This window comes from Paracoccus pacificus (genome assembly GCF_042680785.1).
In the GTDB taxonomy this organism is placed as follows: Bacteria; Pseudomonadota; Alphaproteobacteria; order Rhodobacterales; family Rhodobacteraceae; genus Paracoccus; species Paracoccus pacificus.
In genome coordinates this window covers 1-24093 of the sequence record NZ_JBHUEN010000016.1, presented here as the reverse complement: position 1 = coordinate 24093, position 24093 = coordinate 1, and the positions used below count along the sequence as shown (strand labels likewise).

The window sequence follows — 24093 nt, the reverse complement described above, 5'->3', positions numbered from 1 at the left end:
CGGATGTGTTACACCGCTCGCGAACAGGTGACCCGGGGGCGTCCGAGAGAGCGGCGGCTATTTGATCGAGCCGGCGACGTCCGGGGGCGCAAAGACATATTGAGTCAGCGGCTCAAGCAGCAGGCTTCCGTCGGCGATCTGCGGCGCAAGACCATGCCTTGGCCCGGGCAGGCTGACGCCGGGGCGGTAATACAGCGTCATCTTGTTGCCGGTCGGGTTCGTCGTCTGATCGAAACGGTTCGGTATGGCGTCATAGATCTGCTGAAGCTGCCCGATGCCCGAGGCTTTCGAGGGCTGCGAATCCCAGTTCGGGATCTTGGCGGTGTTCTTGGAATCGCCATAAACCTCTTTGGCCCAGGGCAGGTTGTCCCCGAAATAATCCGGCTCGGCGCCGCCGGACAGTTTGGTGCTGGCCTTGGCGTTACCGGACTGGTTTTCGCCGAAGAATTCGCCCTCGGCGCCAAAGACCTGCTCGATCGGCCTGAAACCGGAAAAATCCTTCTTCAGCGAAAACCCCGACTGCATCAGGGCCTTGGAGGCGACCCCGCCGACAATCCCCGGCCCGGTCCCCGAGATCGCGCCGTCAAGCCCGCTTGCCAACCCGCCAAGCGCGACATCGCCGGCGCATCCGACAGCCGTCACCGCAGCCGGATGACGATCGGTTGCTGGAAATTGACGGATTGTCCGTTCGGCGGCGGCGGCAGTTTCGGCATCCGCGTGGCCTGACGCGCCAGGGCCGAATCGCTGCGACTGTCGCCGGTTCCCTGCACCAGCCGGGCCGAGGTCGCACCGCTGGAACTGACAGACACGTCCACCACGGCGCGCAGGGTGCCCGAGGCGCCGCCGACGCGGGTGCGGCTCATGTGGGCGCTGACCCGCGCGCCGGCGATGCGCTGCCACGACGCGGCTGTCATGCCGGCATTGCGGCGGGCATTTCCGGCGCCGCCGCTTGGCGCTGCGGAGGCGGCCGCTCGGGCGGTGGCGGTCTGATGGCCGGTGCGCGTCTGTGCCTGCGCGCGCTCGGGCGTTTCGCGACGTTCGGCAGCGTCCCGCCGGTCATCGCGGGTGGGTTGACGGCGCGGTTCCTGTCGCGGCGCGGGCTGCGCCCTGGCCTCGGGGTCGGGCCGGTCTTGCCGGGCGCGGGCGGCGATGCGTTCGGGGCGCGGCGGCGGCGGGTGGCGCACGGCGGGCGCCAGACTGGCGAAATCCGGCGGCGGCAGAGGCACAAGCGGCGGAAGCACGGGATCAGGCAACGGGATCGGGGGTGCCGGAAGCAGTTGCGCCATGTCGGGCGGGGGCAATGGCGCGATCGGCGGAGGCTGGAAATCGGCCGCAGGTTCCGGCATTGGCTCGGGCCCCCTGGCGGCATCGGTGGAATTTTTCGGTTGCGCCGTGCCCGGGGCGACAGGGATAGCGGCCGGCGCCTCGGGCAGTCCGGGCGCCAGCGCAAGCTCGATCTCCACAGCGTCGGCCGGAACCGGCAGCGCCGCGGCCTCTTGTTGCATGGCCCAAAGCGCCAGCGCGACATGAACCGATGCGATCAGCGCCGCCATCGCGCACCAGAACATCACGCGGGGCAGGTCGCGGATCATCGGGGCGTTCCCCCGCCTTCGGAAACCGGCGAGCCCGGCATCGGCCGCGGGCCATCGCCAGCCGGTGAGGCGGCCGGCGCCGCGCTTGCCGGATCCAGCCCGACCAGCGCGATGCGCAGATAGCCCGCGTCACGCAACCGGTTCATCACCGCCATCAGATCGCCATAGGCGACACCCTGATCGGCGCGCAGAAAGATGCGCTGTTCGGGATCGTCGCCGGTCGCGGCGTTCAGCCCGGCGCGAAGATCGTCCGGCGTCACCGGATCGTTGCCCAGCGTCAACGACAGATCGGGGCCGACCGACAGCCAGACCGGCGCCTTGGGACGGCCCGAGGCGGGGGCGTTCGAAACCGGCAGATCGACATTCACATCCACGGTCGCAAGCGGCGCGGCGACCATGAAAATGATCAGCAGGACCAGCATCACGTCGATAAAGGGCGTGACATTGATCTCGTGGTTCTCGGCCAGATCGTCGTCCTGATACATGCCACCATACATACCGCCGGCCATCGGTTCAGATCCTTTGCCCGGCGGTGGCGTGATCCAGATCGCGGCTGACCAGACGCTCGATGCCCGCCGCGGAGGCGGTCAACTGCTGCCGATAGCCGCTGATCGCCCGGGCGAAAATGTTGTAGACCACGACCGCCGGAATGGCCGCGACCAGCCCCAAGGCGGTTGCCAGCAACGCCTCGGCGATGCCCGGTGCGACCACGGCGAGGTTCGTGGTCTGCGCCTCCGAGATGCCGATGAAGCTGTTCATGATGCCCCAGACCGTGCCGAACAGCCCGACGAAGGGCGCGGTCGCGCCGATCGTCGCCAGCACGCCGGTTCCGCGCCCCATCTGCCGCGCGGCGCGCAACTGGATCTGCTGCAGATGCGAGCCGATCCTTTCGCGCAGCCCGGCGCCGGCAAGCACCTCGGCCGAGCGGTTCATCTCGCGCGCGGTGGCCCGCATCATCTGAAAGACCGCGCCGGTGCCGTCGACGGTGGCGATGGCATCGCGCAGACTCGGCGCCGCTTCGATCCGGGCCGCGCCGCGACGGACCCTGAACATGGCGGTGACCAGTTCGATCGACTTGACCACAAGCACCGTCCAGGTCACGACCGAGGCCAGCATCAGCCCCAGCATGACGGATTTGACCACGATATCCGCCTGTTGAAACATGCTCATCGGCGACAGATCGTGCGGCAGCGCGGCGATGTCCTGTGCCTGCACCTGCGTCGGAAACACGGCGGCGAGACACAGCAGGACGGCGATCGCGATCAGATCAGCCCGGACCCGGAAAGGAAAGAATTGCGGCATGAGATTTGGCACCTCGTTCAGGTCAGCGGCGCGGATGAAGGGGGCGGCCCGCACGGCGGCGGGCGCCCCCCGGGGTTGCGATAGGACGCCTAGAATTTGCGCGTCAGCGTCAGTTTGACGTTCCGCCCCGGCGCCGGGCCGGTCATCCAGGTCGCGGGCGTATAGTCACGGTTGGTCACGTTATCTATGCCCAGATGCACGGTCGTTCCGGCCATCGCCCCGTCTTGCGGGGTCCATTCGGCGAATATGTCGTGCACGCCATAGCCGCCGCGATAGGTTCCATCCTGCTTGTCGCGGCCGGCCGCCAGCGTCGAGGTGATGCCGGCGCGCCATGCGCCGCCGCCGTCCCAGACTGCGCTGAGCACCGCGCGGTCGTTCGGCAGGCTGATCCCGTCGGGCATGTCGTCATCGTCGAAGGCGCCGTTCACCACCGACACCGCCGCCGCCAGCGTCCACGCGTCGGATCGCCAGGATGCCTCAAGCTCGCCGCCCCGCAGCGTGGCGCGGTCGAGGTTCACATAGGCCGGGGTCGGCGCGACGCCATCGGTGCGCACGATCATGTCGGTGATCCGGTTCTGGAACAGCGTCAGCTTGGCCGCCGCCTCGCCCGCATCGGACTGATGCGTCCAGGACAGGCCGATCTCGACGTTGCGGCCCTTTTCGGTCCTGAGATCCGGCGAGGGCGCGGCGCCCCTGAAGCCGTCATAAAGCTCGTCCACCGTCGGCATCCGGTTGACCCGCGCCAGCGAGCCGAACACCGACAGATCGTCGCTGAGCCGGTACATCAGCGCGATCTGCGGCTCGAAGGACGACGATTTCACCACATCGTCGGAATAGGTCACGCTGTCGGCGGGCTCGGTCCGCTGGCGTTCATAGCGCAGCCCGGTGTTCACGGTCAGCCGGTCCATCTCGATCTCTGACAGGGCGAATATGCCGGCGCCGCGGGTCTTGGCCTCGGGGTGGGACGACGACGTTACCGACGACGTCCGGTCCTGCCACAGCGTTTCGGCGCCGAAGGTCAGAAAATGACTGAACGCGCCCGAGGACAGATCGGCCACGTTCTGGGCCTTGAGCTTCCACAGCCCGTAATCGCGCCGGCCCAGCAGCGATGACATGATCGGTTCGGCGGGATCATCGCCCTGACGCACGTCCTTGATCGTATTGGTATAGGACAGGGTGACCTTCATGTTTATGCGTGGATCGGCGGGGTCGTAGCCCCAGACCAGCCGCGCGGTCTGATCGCGGGTGGTGATGTCGCCGACGCCCCAGCCCGGAAAGCCCGGGAAAAGCCCCACCTGTGCGCCCTCAAGCTGGTTGAAATCCTGATCCCGGCCCTTGGCTTCAAGATGCTGATAGCTGGCTTCAACATAGTGATCGCCGAAGCTCTGCTTGGCTTTCAGTAACAGGTTCGGCGTGGTCGAGTCCGCCCGCACGATCACGTCGCCATTGCTGTCGGTGCTGTCGCCCAGTTTGCGCAGTGCGAAGCCGGCAACCGCCTCGAAACCGCTGTCGTTGCGCCAGCCCCAGATCGCGCTGCCGAAGGCGCTGTCGGGGTTGGTGTCATAGCCCAGCCGCACCCGTCCGCCCTGTGCCGCGCCCTCGGGGATCAGATCGGCCGCTTCCAGTGTCTCCATCGCGATCACGCCGCCAAGCGCGCCCGAACCGTACAGCGTCGACGCGCCCGGTCCGCGCAGCACCTCGACCCGCTTCAGAAAGTCGGGTTCGACGAAAAGCGAGCCCTGACGATAGGATTCATAATATTTTTCCTCGCCGTCGATCATCTGAACGATCCCTGATTCCGACGCGGCCAGCCCGGCACCGAAGCCGCGGATGTTGAATGCCTGTCCGAAAAAGCTGCCCGAGCCGACGCCGGCGACGCCGGGCACCCGGTCCAGCACCTGACCGATGTTGTCGGGGGCGATCTGGTTCAGTTCGGCCTCATCCACCACGGTGACGGATTGCGGCACCTGCGAGGCGACCTTTTCGGTGCCGGCGCGCAGGACCACCGGGTCAAGAACGATGGTGCTCGGCGCGGTCTGTGCGAACAGGGCGTGCGGCGCGGCGGCCGAGGTCAGCAAAAGCAGAAGAACGGATGGGCGAGGGGACATGAAACCTCCTGAGGCGTTGCGGAATCGCTGGCTCAGGGGCTGGCGGGGTCTTGCGTTGGGTATAATTCCGAAGTATTTTTGTCAACAATTCACGTCCAGCTTTCTTGCCAGATGTTGCGCCCGTACATCGAACAACCAAAGGAAAGCCGGATGAACGATCTCTCTGCCGAAACCCTGCGCGCCGCGCGCCGCGATTCCACCCTGCGCCCGCTTGATCTGGCGCAATCTCTGGGCGTGCCCGAGGCGGCCTTGCTGAACGCCGAACTGGGCACAGGCGTGACCCGGATCGACCCGAAACCGGGGCGCCTGATACCGCTGGCCGGGGCTTTGGGCGAAGTGATGGCGCTGACGCGCAACCGCTCCTGCGTGATCGAGAAGGTGGGCACCTATCGGGAATTCCATGACGGCGATCACGCCGCGATGACCCTTGATGCCGAGATCGACATGCGCATGTTCCCCCGCCACTGGGTACATGGCTATGTGGTCGAGCTGGATGGCAAGCGGTCGGTGCAGGTGTTTGACGCCGCGGGCGATGCGATCCACAAGATCCACCTACGCGCGGAATCGGGCGCGGCCGCGCTGGCGGTGCTGCGCGATACGCTGGCGCTGTCCGACCAGACCCCGCCGACATTCGCCGAGCGCGCCGCCCCGGAAGGCGCGCGCATGGCCCCCGATCGCGCCGATGCGCTGCGCGAGGACTGGGGGCGGATGACCGACACCCATCAGTTCAACGCGCTGGTCCGGCGGCTGAAGATGAACCGGCTGGGCGCTTATCGGGTGGCCGGCGCGCCGCTGGTGCGGCCGCTGGCGATTGCGGCGGTGCCCGCGCTTCTCGACCGCGTGGCGGAAACCGGCCAGCAGGTGATGATGTTCGTCGGGAACATGGGCTGTATCGAGATCCATTCCGGCGGCTTTGGCAACGTCAAGCCGATGGGGCCGTGGCTGAATGTGCTGGACGACCGGTTTAACCTGCATCTGCGCGGCGATCAGGTGGCCGAGGTCTGGGCGGTGGACAAGCCGACCAAACGCGGCTCGGCCTTATCGGTCGAGGCGTTCGACGCGGCGGGCGAGCTGATTTTCCAGTGTTTCGGGATGCGCAGCGAAAAGGGCGGCGATCCCCGGACATGGGCCGCGCTGGTCGCCGATCTGCCCGCCGCGGTCGAGGTCGCGGCATGAGCCGTCATTCGATCGGCGCCGCGCTGCTCTTTGCGCTGGGGGCGGTGCCGGCGTCGGCGCTGGCAGAACCGCATCCCGATGCCGAACGGATCGTCGCCATCGGCGGCGCGGTGACCGAATTCGTCTATGCGTTCGGGGCAGGCGACCGGCTGGTGGCGCGCGACACGACCTCGACCTTTCCGCCCGAGGCGATGGCGCTGCCTGATGTCGGTTACATGCGCCAGCTTTCGCCCGAGGGCGTGCTGTCGATGCGCCCGGACCTGATCCTCGCCGAGGAAGGCGCCGGGCCGCCCGAGGCCGTGGCGCTGCTGAAATCGGCCGGCATCCCCTATGAGGAAATCCCCTCCGGCGCCTCGCCCGGCGGCGTCCTGGCCAAGGCCGATGCCGTCGCCGAGGTTCTGGGCGTCGCGGACGGCGCGCTTCGCGCCGCGCTGGAAGCCGATCTGACCCGCGCGGCCAAGGCCGATCGCGCCATCGCCACGCCGCAGCGGGTGCTGTTCGTGCTGTCGGCGCAGGATGACCGCTTGCTGGCCGCCGGCGCCGGAACCGGGGCCGAGGCGATCATTACGCTCGCCGGTGCGACGAACGCGGTTTCGGGGTTTCAGGGCTACAAGCCGCTGACCGACGAGGCGGTGATCGCCGCCGCCCCCGATGCCATCCTGATGATGGATCGCGGCGATGGCGCGACCGACCCCGAGGCGCAAAAGGCGCAGGTGCTGGCCATGCCCGCAGTGACCGCGACCCCCGCCGGCAAGGCCGGGCGGGTGATCCGCATGAACGGCCTTTATCTTCTGGGGTTCGGTCCGCGCACCGGCAAGGCGGCGCTGGACCTGCATCGCGCGCTTTACGGCGGCGCGTGATGGTGGCCCTTGCCGATACGCCCCGGATCGAGGGCAGCCGCGCCTATCTGGGCCGCCGCGCCGTCCTGGCTCTGACCGGGCTCGCGGCGGTCGTCGCGCTGATGTCGCTGGGGCACGGCGCCTCGGGGGTCAGTGCCCTCAGGACGCTGTGGGCGATGGTTTCAGGCGGCGCTGTCGATGCGACCGACGCAATCGTCATCACCCAGATCCGCCTGCCGCGCATGGTCGCCGGTCTGGCGGTGGGGGCGTCGCTCGCCGTGGCGGGGACGCTGATGCAGGGTCTGTTCCGCAACCCGCTGGCCGATCCGGGCTTGCTGGGCGTCAGCGCCGGCGCCTCGCTGGGCGCGATTTCGGCCATCGTGCTGGGCGGCGCCTTGCCCGTGGCGGTGCAGGGGCTGATGGGCTGGCATCTGGTTCCGGTCGCGGCTTTCGCAGGCGGCTGGGTCGCGATGCTGACCCTTTACGCCATCGCGACCCGCGCCGGCCGCACCTCGGTCGCGACGATGCTTCTGGCCGGGTTGGCGCTGGCGGCGATGATCTCGGCGCTGTCGGGGCTTGTGGTCTATCGGGCCAATGACGACCAGTTGCGGGACCTGACCTTCTGGGGAATGGGCTCGCTGGCCGGGGCAAGCTGGACCCGGCTGGGTGCTTGCCTGCCGATCATGGCGCTGGCCGCGGTGGTCGCGGCGACCCTTCCGCGCGGCCTGAACGCGCTGGCACTGGGCGAGGCGGTGGCGCTGCATCTGGGCACCGATGTGCAGCGGATCAAGCGCCGGGCGATCCTGTCGGCGGCTGCCCTGGCCGGGGCGTCGGTGGCCATGGCCGGCGGCATCGGCTTTGTCGGTATCGTCGCACCACATCTGTTGCGGCTGGTGATCGGGCCGGACCACCGCTATCTGCTGCCCGCCGCGGGCGCGTTGGGCGGGGCGATGCTGGTCGCCGCCGATATGGTCAGCCGCAGCATTGTCGCTCCGGCGGAACTGCCCATCGGCATCCTGACGGCGGTGATCGGCGGGCCGTTCTTTCTGTGGATCCTGCTGTCCAACCGACGGGTGATCGACCTATGAGCCTGAGCGTCACGCAACTAAGCTGGCACCGCGACGGTCGTGCGATCCTTGACGGCGTGGACCTGAGCGCCCGGGCAGGTGAGGTGACCGCGATCATCGGCGCGAACGGATCGGGCAAGACCACGCTGCTGCGCCATCTGACCGGCGAGATACCGGCCGAGCGGGGGTGCATCACGCTGGACGGCACCGATCTTGGGCGGATCGCCCCGGCCGAACTGGCCCGGCGCCGGGCGGTGCTGCCGCAGGCGGCAGCGCTGAGCTTTCCCTTTACCGTGGCCGAGGTGGTGGCGCTGGGGCTTCAGGCCGATCCCGCGCCGGATCCCGCGCGCATCCCCGCCGCGCTGGCCCGCGTCGACCTGCCCGGTCATGGCGGCCGGATGTATCAGCAGCTTTCGGGCGGCGAACAGGCGCGGGTGCAGCTTGCCCGGGTGCTGGTGCAGGTCTGGCGCCCGGTGACCGAGGCCGGACCGGCGTGGCTGTTTCTGGACGAACCGGTCAGTGCGCTGGACATCGCTCATCAGCTTTGGGTCATGCGCGAGGCGCGCCGCTTTGCCGAAGCCGGGGGCGGGGTGGTCGTGGTCCTGCACGATCTGAACCTGACCGCGATGGTCGCCGACCGGGTCGCGCTGCTCGACCGGGGCCGGGTGCTGGCGGTCGGTGCCCCGTCGGCGGTGCTGACCGGCCCGCTTCTTTCGGCCGCCTACGGCTGTCGCATCGAGGTCGGGGGCGTGCCCCCGTCAGGTCTGTTCGTGCTGCCGCAAATGGCGGCGGTGGCGGGCTGAAAGGCATCGGGGCTATCCCCGGCCAGTGACTGCGCGATATTGCGGGCTTCTGCCCGGGCGACAATCCGCGACCGGACCCTTCCGGATGGTCGCGCCCCGCCGGTGCTGAAAGCGTAAGCCCTTCTTACCCTTTCAGCACCAGCGCCGCGCCGCTGACGATGGAAAAGATCAGCACCGCCAGCCGCAGGGCGGGGCCATTGATGCCGGAATGCACGTGCCGCGCCAGCACGCTGCCGATCAGGACCGCCGGCGTCAGATAGATCGCGGCCAGTAACTGGGCCAGCCCGATCCGGCCGGCGATCAGCAGGATGACCAGCGAGATGATCTCGCCCAGCAGAAAGCAGGTGGCGAGGGTCGATCTTAGAACCGGGCCGGGGGCATGCTGATACAGCAGCGCCAGCGGCGGGCCGCCGATGCCGGTCGCGGTCTCGGTCACGCCGGTGAACAGCCCGGCGCCGATCGCGGCCGAAGGGGTCGGTTTGAACGGCGGCGACAGCAGCGCGACGACCGCGGCGAGGATGGTCAGAAGCCCGACCGCGATCTCCAGTTGCCGCACCGACAGCGCGACCAGCACCGCCATGCCCAGAAACGTGCCGAAGAACCGCCCGAGGGTGATCCAGCCGGCGCCGATCCGGTCGATGGCGCCACGCTCGTGCCAGCCGATCAGGAACTTCAGCGGCAACATCAGGATCAGCAGGGTGACGGGCAGATAGCTGGCGTCGAAAAAGCCGAAAACCGGCGCGATGATCAGCGCAAAACCCATCCCGACGGCACCCTGAATAAAGGCCGAGGCGCCGACCACCAGAGACAGGACAAGAAAAGCGGTCAGGGTCATCGTTACCTCGCCTGTTCGTGCAGCCAGTCGGCCAGCAACGGCCGCGTTTCGCCGTTCGGCCCGGTGACCGCCGTCGCCGCGCAAAGGGCGTTCAGCACCGCCTCTTCGGTCGTTTCGCAGGCGGCGCGAAACATCTCGTCGATGCGGTCGTCCGCAAGCCGCGTGACCGGGATCACATCGTTATCGGCGGCATGCGAAACCCGGTTCTGGGTGGTGAAGCCCAGCACGATGTCGCCGCTGCCATGGCCCCAGAAGGCGCCCAGCCGCGCGATCCCGGCACCGGCGCGGCGGCAGATGCGCTGCAACTGGCGCTGATCCACGGGGACGTCGGTCGCCAATACGACGATGATCGAGCCTTTTTCGGCCCCGGCGTCGCCGCGCGAGTCGGGTCGCCGGCCATCGGGCAGGACCAGATCCCCGTCGCGGCCGAAATTCGCCAGAACCAGCGCGCCCAGATAGCGCGTCACGCCCGCGATCCGGACCCGGCGCGAGGCGGTTCCGATGCCCCCCTTGAAGCCAAAGCAGGACATGCCAGTGCCGGCCCCGACCGAGCCTTCGGCGACCTTTGGCCCCGCCGCCTCGATCGCCCGCACCGCGTCCGCTTCGGTCACGGCAAGCGCCTGAATATCCGACAGCGGTCCGTCGTTGCATTCGCCGACCACCGCATTCACGGTCGAGGTGCTGCGTCCGATCGCCGGGTTTTCCGCGATGGCGCGGCGGATCAGCGCATTCACGCAGGTGCCGACGCCGAAGGTGTTGGTCAGCAGGATCGGGGTTTCCAGTGTGCCGAGTTCCGCCACCTGCACCAGCCCGGCGCTTTTGCCGAAACCGTTGATGACCTCGACCGCCGCGGTCAGCTTGTCCCGGAACAGGTTTCCCGGCTGCGGCAGGACCGCGGTCACGCCGGTGTTGATCCCGTTCCCGCGCAAGGTCACGTGACCGACCGCCACGCCCGGCACATCGGTGATGGCGTTTCGCGGCCCCGGTTCCATGATGCCGCATTCGATCCCGTATTCGCGCGCCCGCGCCATGTCAGCCCGTCCCTTCCAGATGCGCTGGCCGTCACGAGGCCAGTTTCGGAATGGCATCCAGCAACATGCGTGTATAGGGCTGTTTCGGCGCCTTGAATATCTGCTCGGCGCTGCCCGTCTCGACGATCTCGCCGTGGCGCATGACGACGACACGGTCGCACAGGTGATGCACCACCGACAGATCGTGGCTGATGAACAGAAGCGTCAGGTTCAACTGCCGCCGCAACTCCATCAGCAGGTTGATGATCTGCGCCTGAATAGACACGTCCAGCGAGGCGACGGGCTCGTCGCAGACGATGACCTCGGGCCGCATGGCCAGCGCGCGGGCGATGGCGATGCGCTGTCTTTGCCCGCCCGAAAACTGGTGCGGATAGCGGTTCGCAAGTGCGGGGTCGAAGGCGACGGCGCGCAGCCACCCTTCGACATAGGCGCGCGCATTGGCGCGCGTGCACAGCCCATGCGCCAGCGGTCCCTCGGCGATCGACTGAAAGATCGTGCGCCGCGGGTCCAGCGAGGCGAAGGGATCCTGAAAGATCATCTGGACCTTGGTGCCGCGCTTGTGGTCGCCCTCCATCACCGGTTCGCCGGCGACGCGGACGGTTCCGGCCGTGGGCGGCGTGATGCCGCAAAGAATGCGGCCAAGGGTCGATTTCCCCGACCCGGATTCGCCGACCAGCCCCAGAATCTCGCCCCGCGCGATGGTCAGCGACGCCTGTTTGACGGCATGGACCCTTGCCGGCTCGGTCTCGAAACCCAGCCGCATGCCCAGCCGCCGCAGCAGGCCGGGGGGCCGGGTGAAAACCTTGTCGATGCCGCGCATCACCACGAATTCGGGGTCGGGCGCCCGGTTCTGGCTTGCGCCGCCGAGTGCCGCCAGATCGAAACCGCCGGCGGCCTCGGTCGCGTCCGAAGCCAGCAACTGACCCGGTTTCGACCGCGACGGCAATGCCGCCAGCAAAGCCTGGGTATAGGGATGGGTCGGGTGGGTAAGCACCTGACGCGCCGGCCCGGCCTCGACGATCCGGCCACGGCGCATGACGGTGATGTTGTCCGCGATCGAGGATACCGTCGCCAGATCGTGGCTGATCCAGATCAGCGAGGTGCCCATCTCGCCGACCAGCGCCTTGACCACCTTGAGGATTTCGGCCTGCACCGACACGTCGAGCGCGGTCGTCGGCTCATCGGCGATGACCAGACGCGGCCGGTGCAGCAGCGCGATGGCGATGGCGACGCGCTGCCGCATCCCGCCGGAAAATTCGTGTGGATACTGGTCGACCTTGCGCGCCGCATCGACGATGCGCACCCGGTCCAGCGCCTCGACCGCACGGCGGCGGACCTCGGCGTCCGAGACGCGCTCATGCGCCCGTATCGCCATACCGATCTGGTCGATGATCCGGACGACCGGGTTCAGGGTCATCATCGGGTCCTGAAACACCATCGAGATGTCCTTGCCCCGGATGCGCCGCAATTCGCGTTCGTCCAGACCGACCAACTCGCGGCCGTCGAAGCGGATCGAGCTGCCTTCCTCGATCTGCCCGGGCTTGTCGATCAGCCCGATCAGCGAGAATCCGGTGATCGACTTGCCCGAGCCGGATTCGCCGACCAGCCCCATAACCTCGCCGCGTTTCATCGAGAACGAGATACCGTTGACGGATTTCACGATGCCGCGGTCGGTGTGAAACCATGTGCGCAGATCGCGCACGTCCAGAAGTTCGGTCATCGGCGCAGCCTCGGGTTCAACTGGTCGCGGATCTGGTCGCCGACAAGGTTGATCGCCATGATCAGGATGATCAGCGCCACCCCGGGATAGATGGCGATCCAGTAGCGGCCGGACATCAGGTATTGAAAGCCGTTGGCGATCAGCATGCCCAGCGACGGTTCGGTCGCGGGCAGGCCGACGCCAAGGAACGACAGCGTCGCCTCGAGCGAGATGGCCGAGGCCACCTGCACGGTCGCGACGACGATCAGCGGGGGCAGGGCGTTCGGCAGGATATGCCGGGTGATGACGAACCAGCCGCTCATCGGGACCGACAGCGCCGCCTGAACATAGTCCTTTTGCCGTTCGGCGGCGGCGGCGCCGTGGGCGGTGCGCACGAAATAGGCGTATTGCGCAAAGACCAGCGCCAGGATCAGTTGCGCCTTGCCCTGCCCAAGGATGGCCGCGACGACAAAGGCCAGAAGGATGGCGGGAAAGGACAGCTGGATATCGACGATGCGCATGATCAGCGCCTCGGTACGGCCGCCGACGTAAGCCGCGAAACAGCCGACGATGGCGCCGATGGAAAAGGCGATGGCGCCGGCCAGAAGGCCCATCTGCAACGAAATCCGCAGGCCATAGACGATCGCCGACAGCAGATCGCGGCCCTGACTGTCGGTGCCGAGGATGTGCAGCATCCCGTCGCCGCCGACATAGCCGGGCGGGCGGCGCGCATCGCGCAGCACCAGCGATTTCAGGTCATAAGGGTCCTGCGGCACGATGAAGGCGGCAAAGACGGCGACGAAGATGATGATCACCACCACCGCCAGCGCGACGACCGCGACCTTGTTGCGGCGGAAATCGCGCCAGAACTGGGCAAGGGGCGAGACGGCCCCCGTCGTGGTTGCATCCGCCATCTTAACGCACCCCCTGCCGCAGGCGCGGATCAAGCAGCGCATAGGTCAGATCCACGCAAAGGTTGATGACCACGAACAGCGCCGAGACCAGCATCAGATAGGCCACCATCACCGGCCGGTCGAGCGAGGTGATCGAATCGACGATCAGCTTGCCAAGGCCGGGCCAGCTGAAGATCGTCTCGGTCACCAGCGCGAAGGCCAGCGTCGAGCCGAGTTCAAGCCCGAAGATCGTGACCAGCGGGATCGCGATCAGCTTCAGCACATGGCGGCGCAGGATCTCGCGCTCGGGGATGCCGGCGGCGCGGGCGAATTTGATCGTGTCGGTCAGCATGACCTCGCGCGTGCCGGATGCCGCCAGCCGGCACATCATCGCCATCTTGAACAGCGACAGGTTCAGCGCCGGCAGCAGCAGATGCGACCAGCCGTTGAGGGTGAGGAATGAAAACGGCACCCCGAACAATTCGCGCGTCTGCCCGCGCCCGCCCGCCGGCAGAATGCCAAGCTGCACCGCAAAGACCATGATCAGCATCAGCCCGATCCAGAAGGTCGGCACCGAAAAGCCTAGAACCGACACCGCCATGATGATGCGCGCGGCGATGCTGTCGGGCTTGTACCCGGCATAGATGCCCAAAGGGATGCCGATGGCCGAGGCGAAGAAGACCGCGATCAGCGTCAGTTCAAGTGTCGCGGGCAGTTTTTGCGCGATCAGCGTCGCGACCGGCATGTTGAAAACGAAGGAACTGCCCAGATCGCCGGTCAAAAGCCGCTGGAGAAAATGCAGGTATTGTTGCCACAGCGGCAGATCGAGCCCGTATTGCTCGATCACCTGTTGGCGGATCGCCTGCGTCGCGTCGGGCGAGATCAGCACATCGACCGGGTTGCCGATCACATAAACCCCGGCAAAGACCAGCACCGACATGACCAGCAGCACGATCAGCGCCTGCGTCAGTCGACGGAAAATGAAAGATGCCATGGTCAGCCTCCGCAGCGTGATCGGTCAGTGCCAGCCGTGTTCGATCTCGGCCCGCGTTTCCTCGACCCCGACCTGCCAGATCGCCAGCATGTCCGCGTCCGGCCGCTGAAAGACGCCGTGATAATTGCCTTCGCCCAGCCGCTCGCGCTTGCGCCAGGCGTCGACCCGGCCCGTCGCGGCAAAGTCGATCCGCTCCTTGCTGAAATTCGGCACCATCGCGCCCTCAAGCCGGGTCCATGGGAAATTCTCCATCCAGCTTGCGTGTGACGCGGCCGGGTCGATTTCCTGCACCTTGGCCATGGTTGCGGGCGCGCGCCACCAGTCATGCAGCTTGACCGACGCATCGCGATGGTCGTTCATCCATTCGCTCAGCAGCGGCGCCACCGGCGAATTGCCGCCATGGCCGTTGACGATAAGGATCCGGCGAAAGCCGCCGCGATGAAGGCTGTCCAGCATATCCTCGATCACCGCCAGATAGGTGCGCAGCCGCAGCGTGACCGTGCCCGGAAAGGCGGCAAAGCCCGAGGCCATGCCGTAGGGCAGGCAGGGGAAAACCGGCACGCCCAGCGGCGCGGCCGCCTCGACGGCGACACGCTCGGCCAGAATCATGTCGGTGGCGAGGCTCAGATAGGCGTGCTGCTCGACCGAGCCGATGGGCAGAACGCATCGGTCGTCGACGGTCACCCGTTCCTCGACCTGGCCCCAGTTCATATCCTGAATACGCATCTTTGCCGCCTTTTTTCGGGTCCGCGCCGGACATGCCGGGGCACCGGCGGGCAGCCGGCAACCTGTCGCGACTCGGGTCAATTACAGTTCCATTAGGAACAAAAAATTAAGTTGACGCAAGGTATTTTTTGCAATTACTGTCCCAAATGGGACATCTAGCGCAAGATTATTCATTGTATGGACAACGAAACCCGCCAGTCGCTTTACGAAGGCCGCGCCGGCCGCGAGATGCCTCCGGTGGTTGAGGGTATCGCCGAGGACAGTCCGCTGCGCGCCCGGCTGTGGGAAAATCCGTGCTGGTTTTCGTTCCGGTTGAACTATCTGGCGCTGCATTTCAACAACCCGGTCTACGGCTTCATTCAGGACACGCTGGGCCTGCTGCGGCCCGATTTCGTCGTGCTGTGGTCGCTGTATATCAGCGGCGACACCACGCTGACCGATGTCGTCCGGGCATCCGGCTTTCCCAAGAACACGCTCAGCCGTGCGGCGAACAAGGTCCACGGCCTTGGGCTGATCGACCGGCAGGTCGACCCCGAGGATCAGCGCCGCATCACCCTGCGCCTGACCGACAAGGGCCGCGAGGCGGTCGAGACCGTCAAGGCCGCCATGCTGGGGCATGAGCGGCTGATGCTGGAAACCCTGACCCCGGCCGAGCGGCTGACCCTGTCCGACGTTCTGACGAAGCTGGTCGCCGCATCCGACGCATGGCCCGAGATCGCCCGGGAACGCATGCGGCAGGCACGAATTTCAACGGCGCAAACCAAGAAGAAAACGGCGCCAAATCACCCCGAAAGCACTCTATCCGAGAGGGAACCATGAAACTGAAACCCATGCTTCGCGCGGCACTTCTGGCAACCGCGCTTTCTTCCCCGATCGCCGGTTTTGCCGCCGATCTGGTGATCGCGACGAAATCGGGGCCGGCCTCGATGGACCCGCATTTCACCGCCACATCGGCCAATGCCGAGGCGACCAAGCAGATTTTCGACACGCTGCTGAAATCCGGCAATGATCTTCAGGTCGAACCCTTGCTGGCCACGGAATGGAAGCCGATCGACGACACCACCTGGGAATTCAAGCTGCGCGAGGGCGTGAAATTCCACGACGGGTCCGATTTCACCGCCGAGGACGTCAAGTTCTCGATCGAGCGCATTCCGAACGTGACCGGCCCGAACCCGACGACGATCTATGTCCGCCGCGTGGCCGGGGTCGAGATCGTCGATCCCCTGACCATCCGCATCAAGACCAACGGACCGGCCCCGACGCTGCCCAACGACCTGATCCGGTTGTTCATCGTGTCCAGCAAGGCTGCCAAGGATTATTCGACCAAGGAAACCTCGGCCGAAGGCTTCAACTCGGGCAAGGCGGCCATCGGCACCGGCCCCTATAAATTCGTAAGCTGGGCGCCGACGCAGGATCTGGTGCTGGAGAAGTTCGACGGCTACTGGGGCGGTCCGCAGCCGTGGGACAAGGTGACCCGCAAGGAAATTCCGAACGATGCCGCGCGCGTCGCGCAATTGCTGGCGGGGCAGGTCGATCTGATCTCGAAAGTCCCGGCCACCGATCTTGCCAGCATCGAGCAGGACAGTTCGCTGAAGGTGGTGAAAAACCCGTCCGCCTTCATTCCCTATCTGGAATTCGACTTCCGCGAGACGACGCCGCAGGTCTGGGACAATGCCGGCAAGAAACTGGACAAGAACCCCTTCCTTGATCCGCGCGTCCGCGAAGCCTTCGATCTTGCGCTGGACCGCGAGGCCATCACCGAGGTTGCTCTGGAAGGCATGGGGCTTATCTCGACCCAGTTGGTCACGCCCAACATCTTCGGCTATAACAAGGACATTCCCGCCCCGGTCTATGATGTCGAGCGGGCGCGGCAGTTGATGACCGAAGCGGGCTATCCCGACGGGTTCAAGGTGACGCTGGCCTATGCCAACGACCGGATGCCGACCGAGCTTGGCCCGACCATCGGCCAGCTTCTGGCCGCGATCAACGTCACCGTCGATGTTCAGGGCGTCCCGGCGACCGTGTTCAACCCGGCAAAGACCCGCGGGGAATATTCGCTTTACATGGCCTCTTGGGCCACGCTGACGGGTGAGGCGAATTACATGCTGTCCTCGCTGATGCACACGAACGACCCCGAAAAATCGCTGGGCGCGTTCAACGTGCGCGGCTATTCCAACCCCAAGATGGACGAGCTGATCGAGGCCGCCGCCGCCGAAATGGACGAAGCCAAGCGCAAGGCGCTGCTGGAAGAGGCCAACATGCTGGTCGCGACCGACCGCCCCGACCTGCCGCTGGCGATCAACGTCTCGGCCTGGGGGATGAAGGCCGACAAGGTGACCTATGATCCCCGCGCCGATGAGGACACCGTCGCGATGGACGTCCACCCCGTTCAGTAAGCGGTGAAAGATGCCGCCGCCCCTTTGCCTTTGGGGGCGGCGTCCTTCGGCCCGGTTTCCGCCGGGCCGCGTTTTTGTCTCACGGAGATCGCCATGAGCCTTGCGCCCGATACCCCACCCTATGTCTGGGACGAACCGACCTGGCGCGGCCTTGTCGATTTCGTCCGCGCCGGCCGTTCGCTGAAACCCGCCAACTGGCCCGGCGGCGCGCGCTGCGCGGTCGCGCTGAGCTTTGACAGCGATCACGAAACCAATGAATTGCGCGACGGCGGCAAATCCATCGGCCGGTTGTCCTGGGGCGAATATGGCGCCCGCCGCGGCGTGCCGCGCATCCGCGAGGTGCTGGACCGCTTCGGCGCCAAGGCCAGCTTCTTCGTGCCCGGGGTGTCGGCCGAGCTGCACCCGGACGAGCAGAAATCGCTGGTCGACGACGGCCACGAGGTCGCGCTTCACGGCTGGATCCACGAGGTGAACACCCAAGTGCCCACGGCGCAGGAACGCGAGCTGATGCTGCGCGCTGCCGACACGCTGGAGCGCATCACCGGCACCCGTCCGGTCGGGATGCGCACCCCTTCATGGGATTACAGCCCGACGACGCTTGCCATCGCCGAGGAACTGGGGCTGGTCTATGACAGCTCGCTTTTCGCCGATGACGACCCCTATGAGATCGTCAGCGCCGGCCGCCCGACCGGGATCGTCGAGCTTCCCGTCGAATGGATCCGCGACGACGCGCCCTATTTCATGATGAACCGTTTTGGCGCTCAGCGGCCCTATACCGCGCCGCCCGCCGTCCTTGACATCTTCCTGCGCGAATTCGAGGGCGCCTATGCCGAGGGCGGCTTGTTCCTTCTGACCATGCACCCGCATGTGACCGGCTATCGCTCGCGCATCTTCATTCTCGAGGAATTGCTGCGCCGGATCACGGAAAAGGGCGATTGCTGGGTGGCGACGCATGCCGACATCGCGCGGTACTGCGCGGATCAGGCGGGGATGGAGGTGCGGGGATGACGACCACGGGCAAACCGAACTGGGTGCTGGTCGTTCATGGCGGGGCGGGCACGATCCTGCGCAGCAAGATGACGCCTGAAAAGGAAGCGGCCTATCACGCCGCCCTGCGCCGGGTGCTGAGCGCCGGGGAGGCGGTCCTGTCCGCAGGCGGCCTTGCCGTCGATGCGGTCATCGAAGCCGTCGCGGCGCTTGAGGATGAGCCGCTGTTCAATGCCGGGCGCGGCGCGGTCTTTACCGCGGCCGGCGCGCAGGAAATGGACGCGGCGGTGATGGACGGGCGCGACCGGCAGGCCGGCGCGGTCGCGGGCATATTCGGGCCGCGCAACCCGGTCCGCGCGGCGCGTCTGGTCATGGACAGCCCGCAGGTGATGATGGCCGGACCGGCGGCGGTCGAGATGGCGCGAAACGCCGGGCTGCCTTTTGCGGACCGCGACTATTTCTTCACTCAGGCGCGGTGGGATGCCTTGCAGGAAACGCTGGCGCTGCGCGCGGCGGGCGGCGACGAGACCGACCCGGCGCGTCGTCACGGCACCGTCGGCGCCGTCGCCCTTGATACCCGGGGCAATCTGGCCTCCGCGACCTCGACCGGCGGCATGACGGCCAAGGCGCCGGGCCGGATCGGCGACACGCCGGTGATCGGCGCGGGCACGTTTGCGGATAACCGCACCTGCGCGGTGTCCGCGACCGGCCATGGCGAAATCTTCATCCGCTGGACCGCCGCGGCGGAAATCGCCGCCCGCATGCGCCATGCCGGCGAAACGCTGGACAAGGCCGCGACCGCCGTCGTGATGGAGGATCTGATGCCGCACGGCGGCTCGGGCGGGGTGATCGCGGTCGACGCACAGGGCAATGTGGCGCTGCCGTTCAACTGCGAAGGCATGTATCGCGGCATCGCCCGGCCGAACGAAGCGCCGCAGACGTTTATCTATCGCTGAGGGGCCGGCTGGAGGGCGAAGGCGGGAGGCGGCTCGTCCTTTCGGCCTTATCGGATGACGGGCATTTCCCGCGGTGCGCGCTTGGTCAGAAGACGCGGACCGTCCGGGGTTATCGCGATGTTTTCTTCGTGGACGATCATCTTGCCGGGGGCGTATTCCATTCCCGGTTCGATGGTCAGGACCATGTTCTCGACGATGATGGTGCCGTCGCCGAGCCGGTGCGATGGCGGTTTAGGGAACCGGGCCGGCACGGCGGTCATCAACGGCGCGCTCGGCCGGGGCCCGATGCCGGAACAGGTAACGAGGCTGACGAAGCGCGCGCCCTCACCGCGCGCCCATTCCCTTACCGCTCTCCGCAGGGGGTTTTACCCGTATCAATCCGTCGGTGAAGGGTTAGGCCCCGACACGATCAGGCGTCCACAAGACCGTCAGGGCCTCTGGCGCGCTAGCTCTGCAAAGGCAATGCCGTCAGCGCCGGTTCGATCAGCGCCTCCAGCTCGTCGCGCGTGGCGCCGTCGCGGGCCTGAAAGGAAATCGCCTGCATGACACCGTGGTAAAAGGCGGCAAGGCGGTTGACATCCATGTCACCCGGAAGCTCGCCCTCGTCCACGCCGCGTTCAAGGCGTTTGCGCAGCATTTCCACGGTTTTCCGGCGCGCCTGCATAAGATGGGCGCGCGCCGTCTGGTTCTCGGGCAGGCAGTTGACGACGCCAAGGATCAGAAGGCACCCGCCGGACTGCGAGGAAAGCGCCACATCGACGCTGCTCTGCAACGCGGCGCGAATGGCGGCTTTTGTCGTCGCGGCTTCGTCCAGCGCACGCTTTGGCGCCGAACCGACCGTAGCCAGATAAAGATCCACAGCCTCGTGAAAGGCGGCTTCCTTCGACCCGAAAGCCGCATAGAAGCTGGGCGGCGTGATGCCGATGGCGGCGATTAGATCGTTGATCTGCGCGCCCTCATAGCCTTTCGCCCAGAACACCTCCATCACGCGATGAAGCGCCTGATCGCGGTCAAAGCTGCGCGGCCGGCCCTTGATTGCCATCTCGATCCTTTCCGTAGTCGCTTTTATATAAATCGCTTGACCACAGTGGGCAAGGGCGATAGCCATTTCTATAGTCAGTAATATATAAATGGATGTTTTCTGATGACCAACGCCGAAACGCTGGGCAGATGCCCGCCATCGACAGGCTGCGAAGAACCGTCGTCCACAAGAATACCGCTGGCGGTCTATCTGCTTGCCGCGGCCGTATTCGCCACGACGACCTCGGAGTTCATGGTTGCCGGAATCATGCCGTCGCTTTCACAGGCGTTCGGCGTTTCGGTTGGTGAGATAGGCTATCTCATCTCGCTGTTTGCGCTTGGCATGACCATCGGCGGGCCGCTGGCCACCGCCTTCTTGCTGCAACTCCGGGTGCCGAACAAACCGGCGTTTCTTTGGCTGCTGGGGCTGTTTGTCATCGGCAGCGTGCTGACGGCCGTTGCGCCAAGCTACGCCATGATGGCGCTTGGCCGTGTCGTGCAGGGTGTGTCCAGCGGCGGATGCTTTGGAATAGGGTTGACGATCTGCGCCAATCTGGTCGCGCCGCAGTTTCGCGGTCGCGCCGTTTCCGTTGTCCTTGCCGGGGTGATGCTCGCCCCCGTAATCGGCGTTCCGGCAACGGCGCTGATCGACCAGACATTCGGGTGGCGGGTAAGTTTCTGGGGCATCGTCATGCTGACGGCGGTCGCCACGATGATTATTGCGGTCGGCGTTCCGTCATCGAAACCCGAGGATTTCACCGATCTTAGGTCCAGCTTTGCAGCACTCGGGAACGGGCGGCTTTGGGCGGCTTATCTGACCAGCGGACTTATCATCGGGGCGACGTTTGCGGCGTTCAGCTATTTCGCGGCCATTTTCACGCAGGTCGCGGGCCTGCCCGTCACCACCATTCCGGTGCTGCTGGCGATCTATGGTGTGGCCAATGTCGTGGGTAATCTGGTGATCGGACGTTTCGCCGACCGTTACACGATTCCGATCCTGATCGGCGGTCTGACGATCCTGGCCATTGCGCTTGCGGTCTTCGCGCTTTTCGCGGCGGACCCGGTCATCAGCATAGCGGCGTTCATCGTCATCGGCCTGTTCGGCATCACGATGAACCCGGCGATGGCGGCGCGGGTGATGCGCGCGGCAAATCCCGATCCGATGGTGAACGCCGTCCACTCCTCGGTCATTACCGGCGGGCTTGCTGTCGGCACATGGGCCGGCGGGTTGGGGATTGATGCCGGCTATGGCCTGACCGCACCGCTGTGGGTCGGGTTCGGCCTTGCGGTTCTGGGCCTTGTCAGCCTTGCCCCGGCAAAGGCACGCCGGATTTCCTGAGCACGGCCAAGGCGCGTGCGGGGCAAGCCGCCCGGTCGGGCATGTTGTCAGGCGTATATCGAGGCGGTTCAATGCCGCGGATCAGGGGTTTGCGTAGGCGCCCTATGCCAGGAAACCGTTGGCGGCAAAAACCAGCTTGCCGCACGAGTAAATGGGGCGGCCGGTGTCTGGATGGGCCGCTGTGACTGCAATTATATGTCGATGCGGCGGGGATAAACTCACGCGGCTTGACCCGGAAATTCAAAAGGAAAACCGGAACGATCGTTGCGCAATGGCTGCTGAATAATGGAACGCGGCGGTTTCTGGAAACCGGGTATTATTCGCTTGGGCATATGGCGAAATTTCCCGGAAGCGAATGCTTCGGCAATTTACCTTCAGGGTTCGCATAGTTTCCCTAGTGCAATCTCTGGACTGAACACCATCGCCAATAATATAAAGGGAAAATATCCGATATATGCGCCCCCCAGGTGGACGATTGGCCCGGATCAGCTTCGCTAGTTCGGACCCGGCGCGCAGACGACCATCTGCGAGGCCGAGAAGCGCGGTGAGGTCGCGCAGCGCCTCGATCTCACCTTCCGGTCCATGTTCCGGTATCGCAAAGAAGCGGGAAGTGATTCGCGAGGTGCAGCCAAGCCTTCCGAACCAGAACCATAAGGCGGCCAGCATCGCGGGACGTCAGCCTATGGAAAGCCCGGCCCGTCAAAAGCCACGCTTTGATGTCCGGCAGATGCACGGATACCGGAACGCGTATCGGAACCTCGGTCCTGGTTCCTGAACCGAGCGCCGACAAGATTCACCCAATTCCACAACATTTAGCGTGTTGGTGCGATATTCCGCCTTGTCGTGGGTGACGCACGGCGAACGCCAACCCATGGACAAGGCATTCCCCGCTAGTGTCGCTGTTGAAACTCAGCGTATCGCGCATCAGCGATCGGCCTTTTTCGGTGATCGGAGCGCCGGTTGCCGGTTAAGCGGAAATCTGCCGCCTCTGACGGCCGCTTCGGCCGTCGGTCGGACGGGCGGAGAAACGCCCGAACGCGGCTCCATTCACGCCGGGCCACGACGGCAATATCGAGGCGTGATCGGCAAAATTATGTTTCTATAGGCTTTTTCGATGCCGCCGAGCATTATCTTCACGCCGCAACAAGGAAATCATCGCTACCCCGGGACGCTGCAACCGCGTGATCGCACCCCGTGGCACGCTCTTGCGGCACGCGGAAAGGTCTGAACCATGTGTTCCAGATTCCACCTATCCCGACGCTTAATGCTTTGGTAAAGGCAAAGCGCGTCAGCCCACGTTTCCGTCACACCCAGCAAGGTACAGTCATGGCTAATTTGACCGGCAGCAGCAGACCCGAAGTTCTTACCGGAGGGGCAGGGGCCGATTCCGTTACTGGCGGCGCCGGGAACGACGTGATCCGTGGCGACAACCTGCTCGCCAACGGTACGTTCGAGGGGAATAACCTCGAATCGGGATATAACAGTAATACCGTAGCGGCTGGATGGACGCGCTATAACCCGAATAATACCACCCAGGGCGTCGGCCAACAGGTCCATACTTTCACGACTGGCGCGGCGAATTACATCGACACCGGAAACCAGAATGGCGTCAAGCAAGGGCTGGAGCAGAATACGGGCGTTACTTACGACCGTAACCAAAGCTATAATTTTACACTCGACGTAGGCGGTCAATACGCTGGCGGAACCGGGACGGGCAGGTATGGGCCAAGCCCGGTTACGGTCGAAATCTATGTCGGAACGACCCGCATTGGCACGACGACCTATACGTTCCCGTCCAATTATGTTGCCGGAACGATGAATACGATCAGTCTGCCGATCGCGGTAGGGGCCTCCGCCGCAACGGGTCAGATAAGCGTAAGAATTTTCGTTGAATCAATAAACAACGCGAATAACCGGCAGACCATCATCGACAATGCGTCCTTGACCACGACCGGCGTTGTCCCCGGGGGCAACGACACGCTTGATGGCGGGCTCGGCAGCGACACGATTTATGGTGACGCCGGAAACGATTCGATTCTGGGCGGGGCCGGCGCTGACACGCTTTACGGCGGTACGGGCAATGACACCATCTACGGGGACGACGTTGCCGGCACCGACACGCTCGGCGGCGCGGATTACATCGACGGCGGCGCCGGCAATGACAGCATCGTCGCGGGCATCGGCAACGATACCGTGACCGGCGGTGCCGGGGGCGACACGATTCTGGGCGGCGCGGGAAGCGACACCATCTATGGGGCACCTCGATTTTTCACTGAATTCCTCTGAACGGACGAGATCAGCGGCTTGAAGCGGGGACTGCGACCGCCCGC

24 protein-coding genes are annotated in these 24093 nt (G+C 65.6%); 10 read left to right on the top strand and 14 right to left on the bottom strand.

Annotated elements, in window-relative coordinates; translation table 11 throughout:
* Positions 1-57 precede the first annotated feature (57 nt).
* The 5 genes from ACFSCT_RS05625 to ACFSCT_RS05605 all read right to left on the bottom strand — a co-directional run bounded on the left by ACFSCT_RS05625 (position 58) and on the right by ACFSCT_RS05605 (position 5002).
* Positions 58-642: a hypothetical protein gene (locus tag ACFSCT_RS05625; RefSeq protein WP_379140837.1), complete on the bottom strand. Its 585-nt coding sequence runs from the start codon at positions 640-642 to the stop codon at positions 58-60.
* A complete protein-coding gene (locus ACFSCT_RS05620) occupies positions 639-1592 on the bottom strand; it encodes a TonB C-terminal domain-containing protein (protein WP_379140835.1) in 954 nt (317 codons plus the stop codon). Before ACFSCT_RS05620 ends, ACFSCT_RS05625 begins: the two co-directional genes overlap by 4 nt.
* Positions 1589-2101 (bottom strand): TonB system transport protein ExbD, encoded by a 513-nt coding sequence (gene exbD, locus ACFSCT_RS05615; RefSeq protein ID WP_379140833.1) that lies wholly within the window; start codon positions 2099-2101, stop codon positions 1589-1591. Before exbD ends, ACFSCT_RS05620 begins: the two co-directional genes overlap by 4 nt.
* A 4-nt stretch (positions 2102-2105) precedes the next feature.
* Positions 2106-2894 (bottom strand): tonB-system energizer ExbB, encoded by a 789-nt coding sequence (exbB, locus tag ACFSCT_RS05610; RefSeq protein WP_379140832.1) that lies wholly within the window; start codon positions 2892-2894, stop codon positions 2106-2108.
* Between the two features lie 89 nt (positions 2895-2983).
* Positions 2984-5002, bottom strand: coding sequence for a TonB-dependent receptor domain-containing protein (locus ACFSCT_RS05605; RefSeq protein ID WP_379140830.1), 2019 nt, complete (start codon positions 5000-5002; stop codon positions 2984-2986).
* Positions 5003-5152: 150 nt separating this feature from the next.
* Here ACFSCT_RS05605 and ACFSCT_RS05600 point away from each other — a divergent pair, with 150 nt between their 5' ends.
* The 4 genes from ACFSCT_RS05600 to ACFSCT_RS05585 are packed head-to-tail and all read left to right on the top strand — an operon-like array spanning position 5153 to position 8887.
* Entirely contained in the window at positions 5153-6178 is a 1026-nt protein-coding gene (locus tag ACFSCT_RS05600; protein ID WP_379140828.1) for a hemin-degrading factor, read from the top strand.
* Complete coding sequence (locus ACFSCT_RS05595; RefSeq protein ID WP_379140827.1) at positions 6175-7038, top strand: heme/hemin ABC transporter substrate-binding protein; 864 nt, start codon at positions 6175-6177, stop codon at positions 7036-7038. Before ACFSCT_RS05600 ends, ACFSCT_RS05595 begins: the two co-directional genes overlap by 4 nt.
* A complete protein-coding gene (locus ACFSCT_RS05590; RefSeq protein ID WP_379140825.1) occupies positions 7038-8105 on the top strand; it encodes a FecCD family ABC transporter permease in 1068 nt (355 codons plus the stop codon). The genes ACFSCT_RS05595 and ACFSCT_RS05590 overlap by 1 nt, the downstream gene beginning before the upstream one ends.
* Complete coding sequence (locus ACFSCT_RS05585) at positions 8102-8887, top strand: heme ABC transporter ATP-binding protein (protein ID WP_379140823.1); 786 nt, start codon at positions 8102-8104, stop codon at positions 8885-8887. Before ACFSCT_RS05590 ends, ACFSCT_RS05585 begins: the two co-directional genes overlap by 4 nt.
* Positions 8888-9011: 124 nt before the next feature.
* Here ACFSCT_RS05585 and ACFSCT_RS05580 read toward each other — a convergent pair whose 3' ends face one another.
* Genes ACFSCT_RS05580 through ACFSCT_RS05555 form a run of 6 tightly spaced genes read right to left on the bottom strand, consistent with a single transcriptional unit; the run spans position 9012 to position 15065 of the window.
* A complete protein-coding gene (locus ACFSCT_RS05580) occupies positions 9012-9722 on the bottom strand; it encodes a sulfite exporter TauE/SafE family protein (RefSeq protein WP_379140822.1) in 711 nt (236 codons plus the stop codon).
* Positions 9723-9724: 2 nt separating this feature from the next.
* Complete coding sequence (locus tag ACFSCT_RS05575; protein WP_379140820.1) at positions 9725-10753, bottom strand: DmpA family aminopeptidase; 1029 nt, start codon at positions 10751-10753, stop codon at positions 9725-9727.
* 31 nt (positions 10754-10784) lie between these two features.
* A complete protein-coding gene (locus ACFSCT_RS05570; protein WP_379140818.1) occupies positions 10785-12473 on the bottom strand; it encodes a dipeptide ABC transporter ATP-binding protein in 1689 nt (562 codons plus the stop codon).
* On the bottom strand, positions 12470-13366 hold the full coding sequence (locus ACFSCT_RS05565; protein ID WP_379140816.1) for an ABC transporter permease: 897 nt from the start codon (positions 13364-13366) through the stop codon (positions 12470-12472). Before ACFSCT_RS05565 ends, ACFSCT_RS05570 begins: the two co-directional genes overlap by 4 nt.
* Before the next feature lies 1 nt (position 13367).
* On the bottom strand, positions 13368-14339 hold the full coding sequence (locus tag ACFSCT_RS05560; RefSeq protein WP_379140813.1) for an ABC transporter permease: 972 nt from the start codon (positions 14337-14339) through the stop codon (positions 13368-13370).
* A gap of 24 nt (positions 14340-14363) precedes the next feature.
* Positions 14364-15065: a creatininase family protein gene (locus ACFSCT_RS05555; protein ID WP_379140812.1), complete on the bottom strand. Its 702-nt coding sequence runs from the start codon at positions 15063-15065 to the stop codon at positions 14364-14366.
* Positions 15066-15242: 177 nt separating this feature from the next.
* Between ACFSCT_RS05555 and ACFSCT_RS05550 the strand changes: the two genes are divergently transcribed.
* From ACFSCT_RS05550 to ACFSCT_RS05535, 4 genes are all read left to right on the top strand, one after another.
* Positions 15243-15884: a MarR family winged helix-turn-helix transcriptional regulator gene (locus tag ACFSCT_RS05550; protein ID WP_379140809.1), complete on the top strand. Its 642-nt coding sequence runs from the start codon at positions 15243-15245 to the stop codon at positions 15882-15884.
* Entirely contained in the window at positions 15881-17461 is a 1581-nt protein-coding gene (locus ACFSCT_RS05545) for an ABC transporter substrate-binding protein (RefSeq protein ID WP_379140807.1), read from the top strand. The genes ACFSCT_RS05550 and ACFSCT_RS05545 overlap by 4 nt, the downstream gene beginning before the upstream one ends.
* Before the next feature lie 93 nt (positions 17462-17554).
* The gene (locus ACFSCT_RS05540) at positions 17555-18469 is read left to right on the top strand and encodes a polysaccharide deacetylase family protein (protein WP_379140806.1); all 915 of its coding nucleotides are present in this window, start codon (positions 17555-17557) and stop codon (positions 18467-18469) included.
* Entirely contained in the window at positions 18466-19404 is a 939-nt protein-coding gene (locus ACFSCT_RS05535; RefSeq protein WP_379140804.1) for an isoaspartyl peptidase/L-asparaginase family protein, read from the top strand. The genes ACFSCT_RS05540 and ACFSCT_RS05535 overlap by 4 nt, the downstream gene beginning before the upstream one ends.
* 47 nt (positions 19405-19451) lie before the next feature.
* Here the strand turns inward: ACFSCT_RS05535 and ACFSCT_RS05530 are convergent, their stop codons facing one another.
* Positions 19452-19664, bottom strand: a complete 213-nt coding sequence (locus ACFSCT_RS05530) for a hypothetical protein (RefSeq protein WP_379140803.1) — start codon at positions 19662-19664, stop codon at positions 19452-19454.
* A 185-nt stretch (positions 19665-19849) separates the two neighbouring features.
* Positions 19850-20446, bottom strand: a complete 597-nt coding sequence (locus ACFSCT_RS05525; protein ID WP_379140802.1) for a TetR/AcrR family transcriptional regulator — start codon at positions 20444-20446, stop codon at positions 19850-19852.
* Between the two features lie 102 nt (positions 20447-20548).
* Between ACFSCT_RS05525 and ACFSCT_RS05520 the strand changes: the two genes are divergently transcribed.
* Entirely contained in the window at positions 20549-21763 is a 1215-nt protein-coding gene (locus tag ACFSCT_RS05520) for an MFS transporter (RefSeq protein ID WP_379140800.1), read from the top strand.
* Between the two features lie 240 nt (positions 21764-22003).
* On the opposite strand, the gene ACFSCT_RS05515 is transcribed toward ACFSCT_RS05520, so the two are convergent.
* Positions 22004-22429 (bottom strand): hypothetical protein, encoded by a 426-nt coding sequence (locus ACFSCT_RS05515; RefSeq protein WP_379140798.1) that lies wholly within the window; start codon positions 22427-22429, stop codon positions 22004-22006.
* Between the two features lie 660 nt (positions 22430-23089).
* On the opposite strand from ACFSCT_RS05515, the gene ACFSCT_RS05510 reads away from it, so the two are divergent.
* Positions 23090-24049, top strand: a complete 960-nt coding sequence (locus ACFSCT_RS05510; RefSeq protein ID WP_379140796.1) for a calcium-binding protein — start codon at positions 23090-23092, stop codon at positions 24047-24049.
* Positions 24050-24093: the final 44 nt, after the last annotated feature.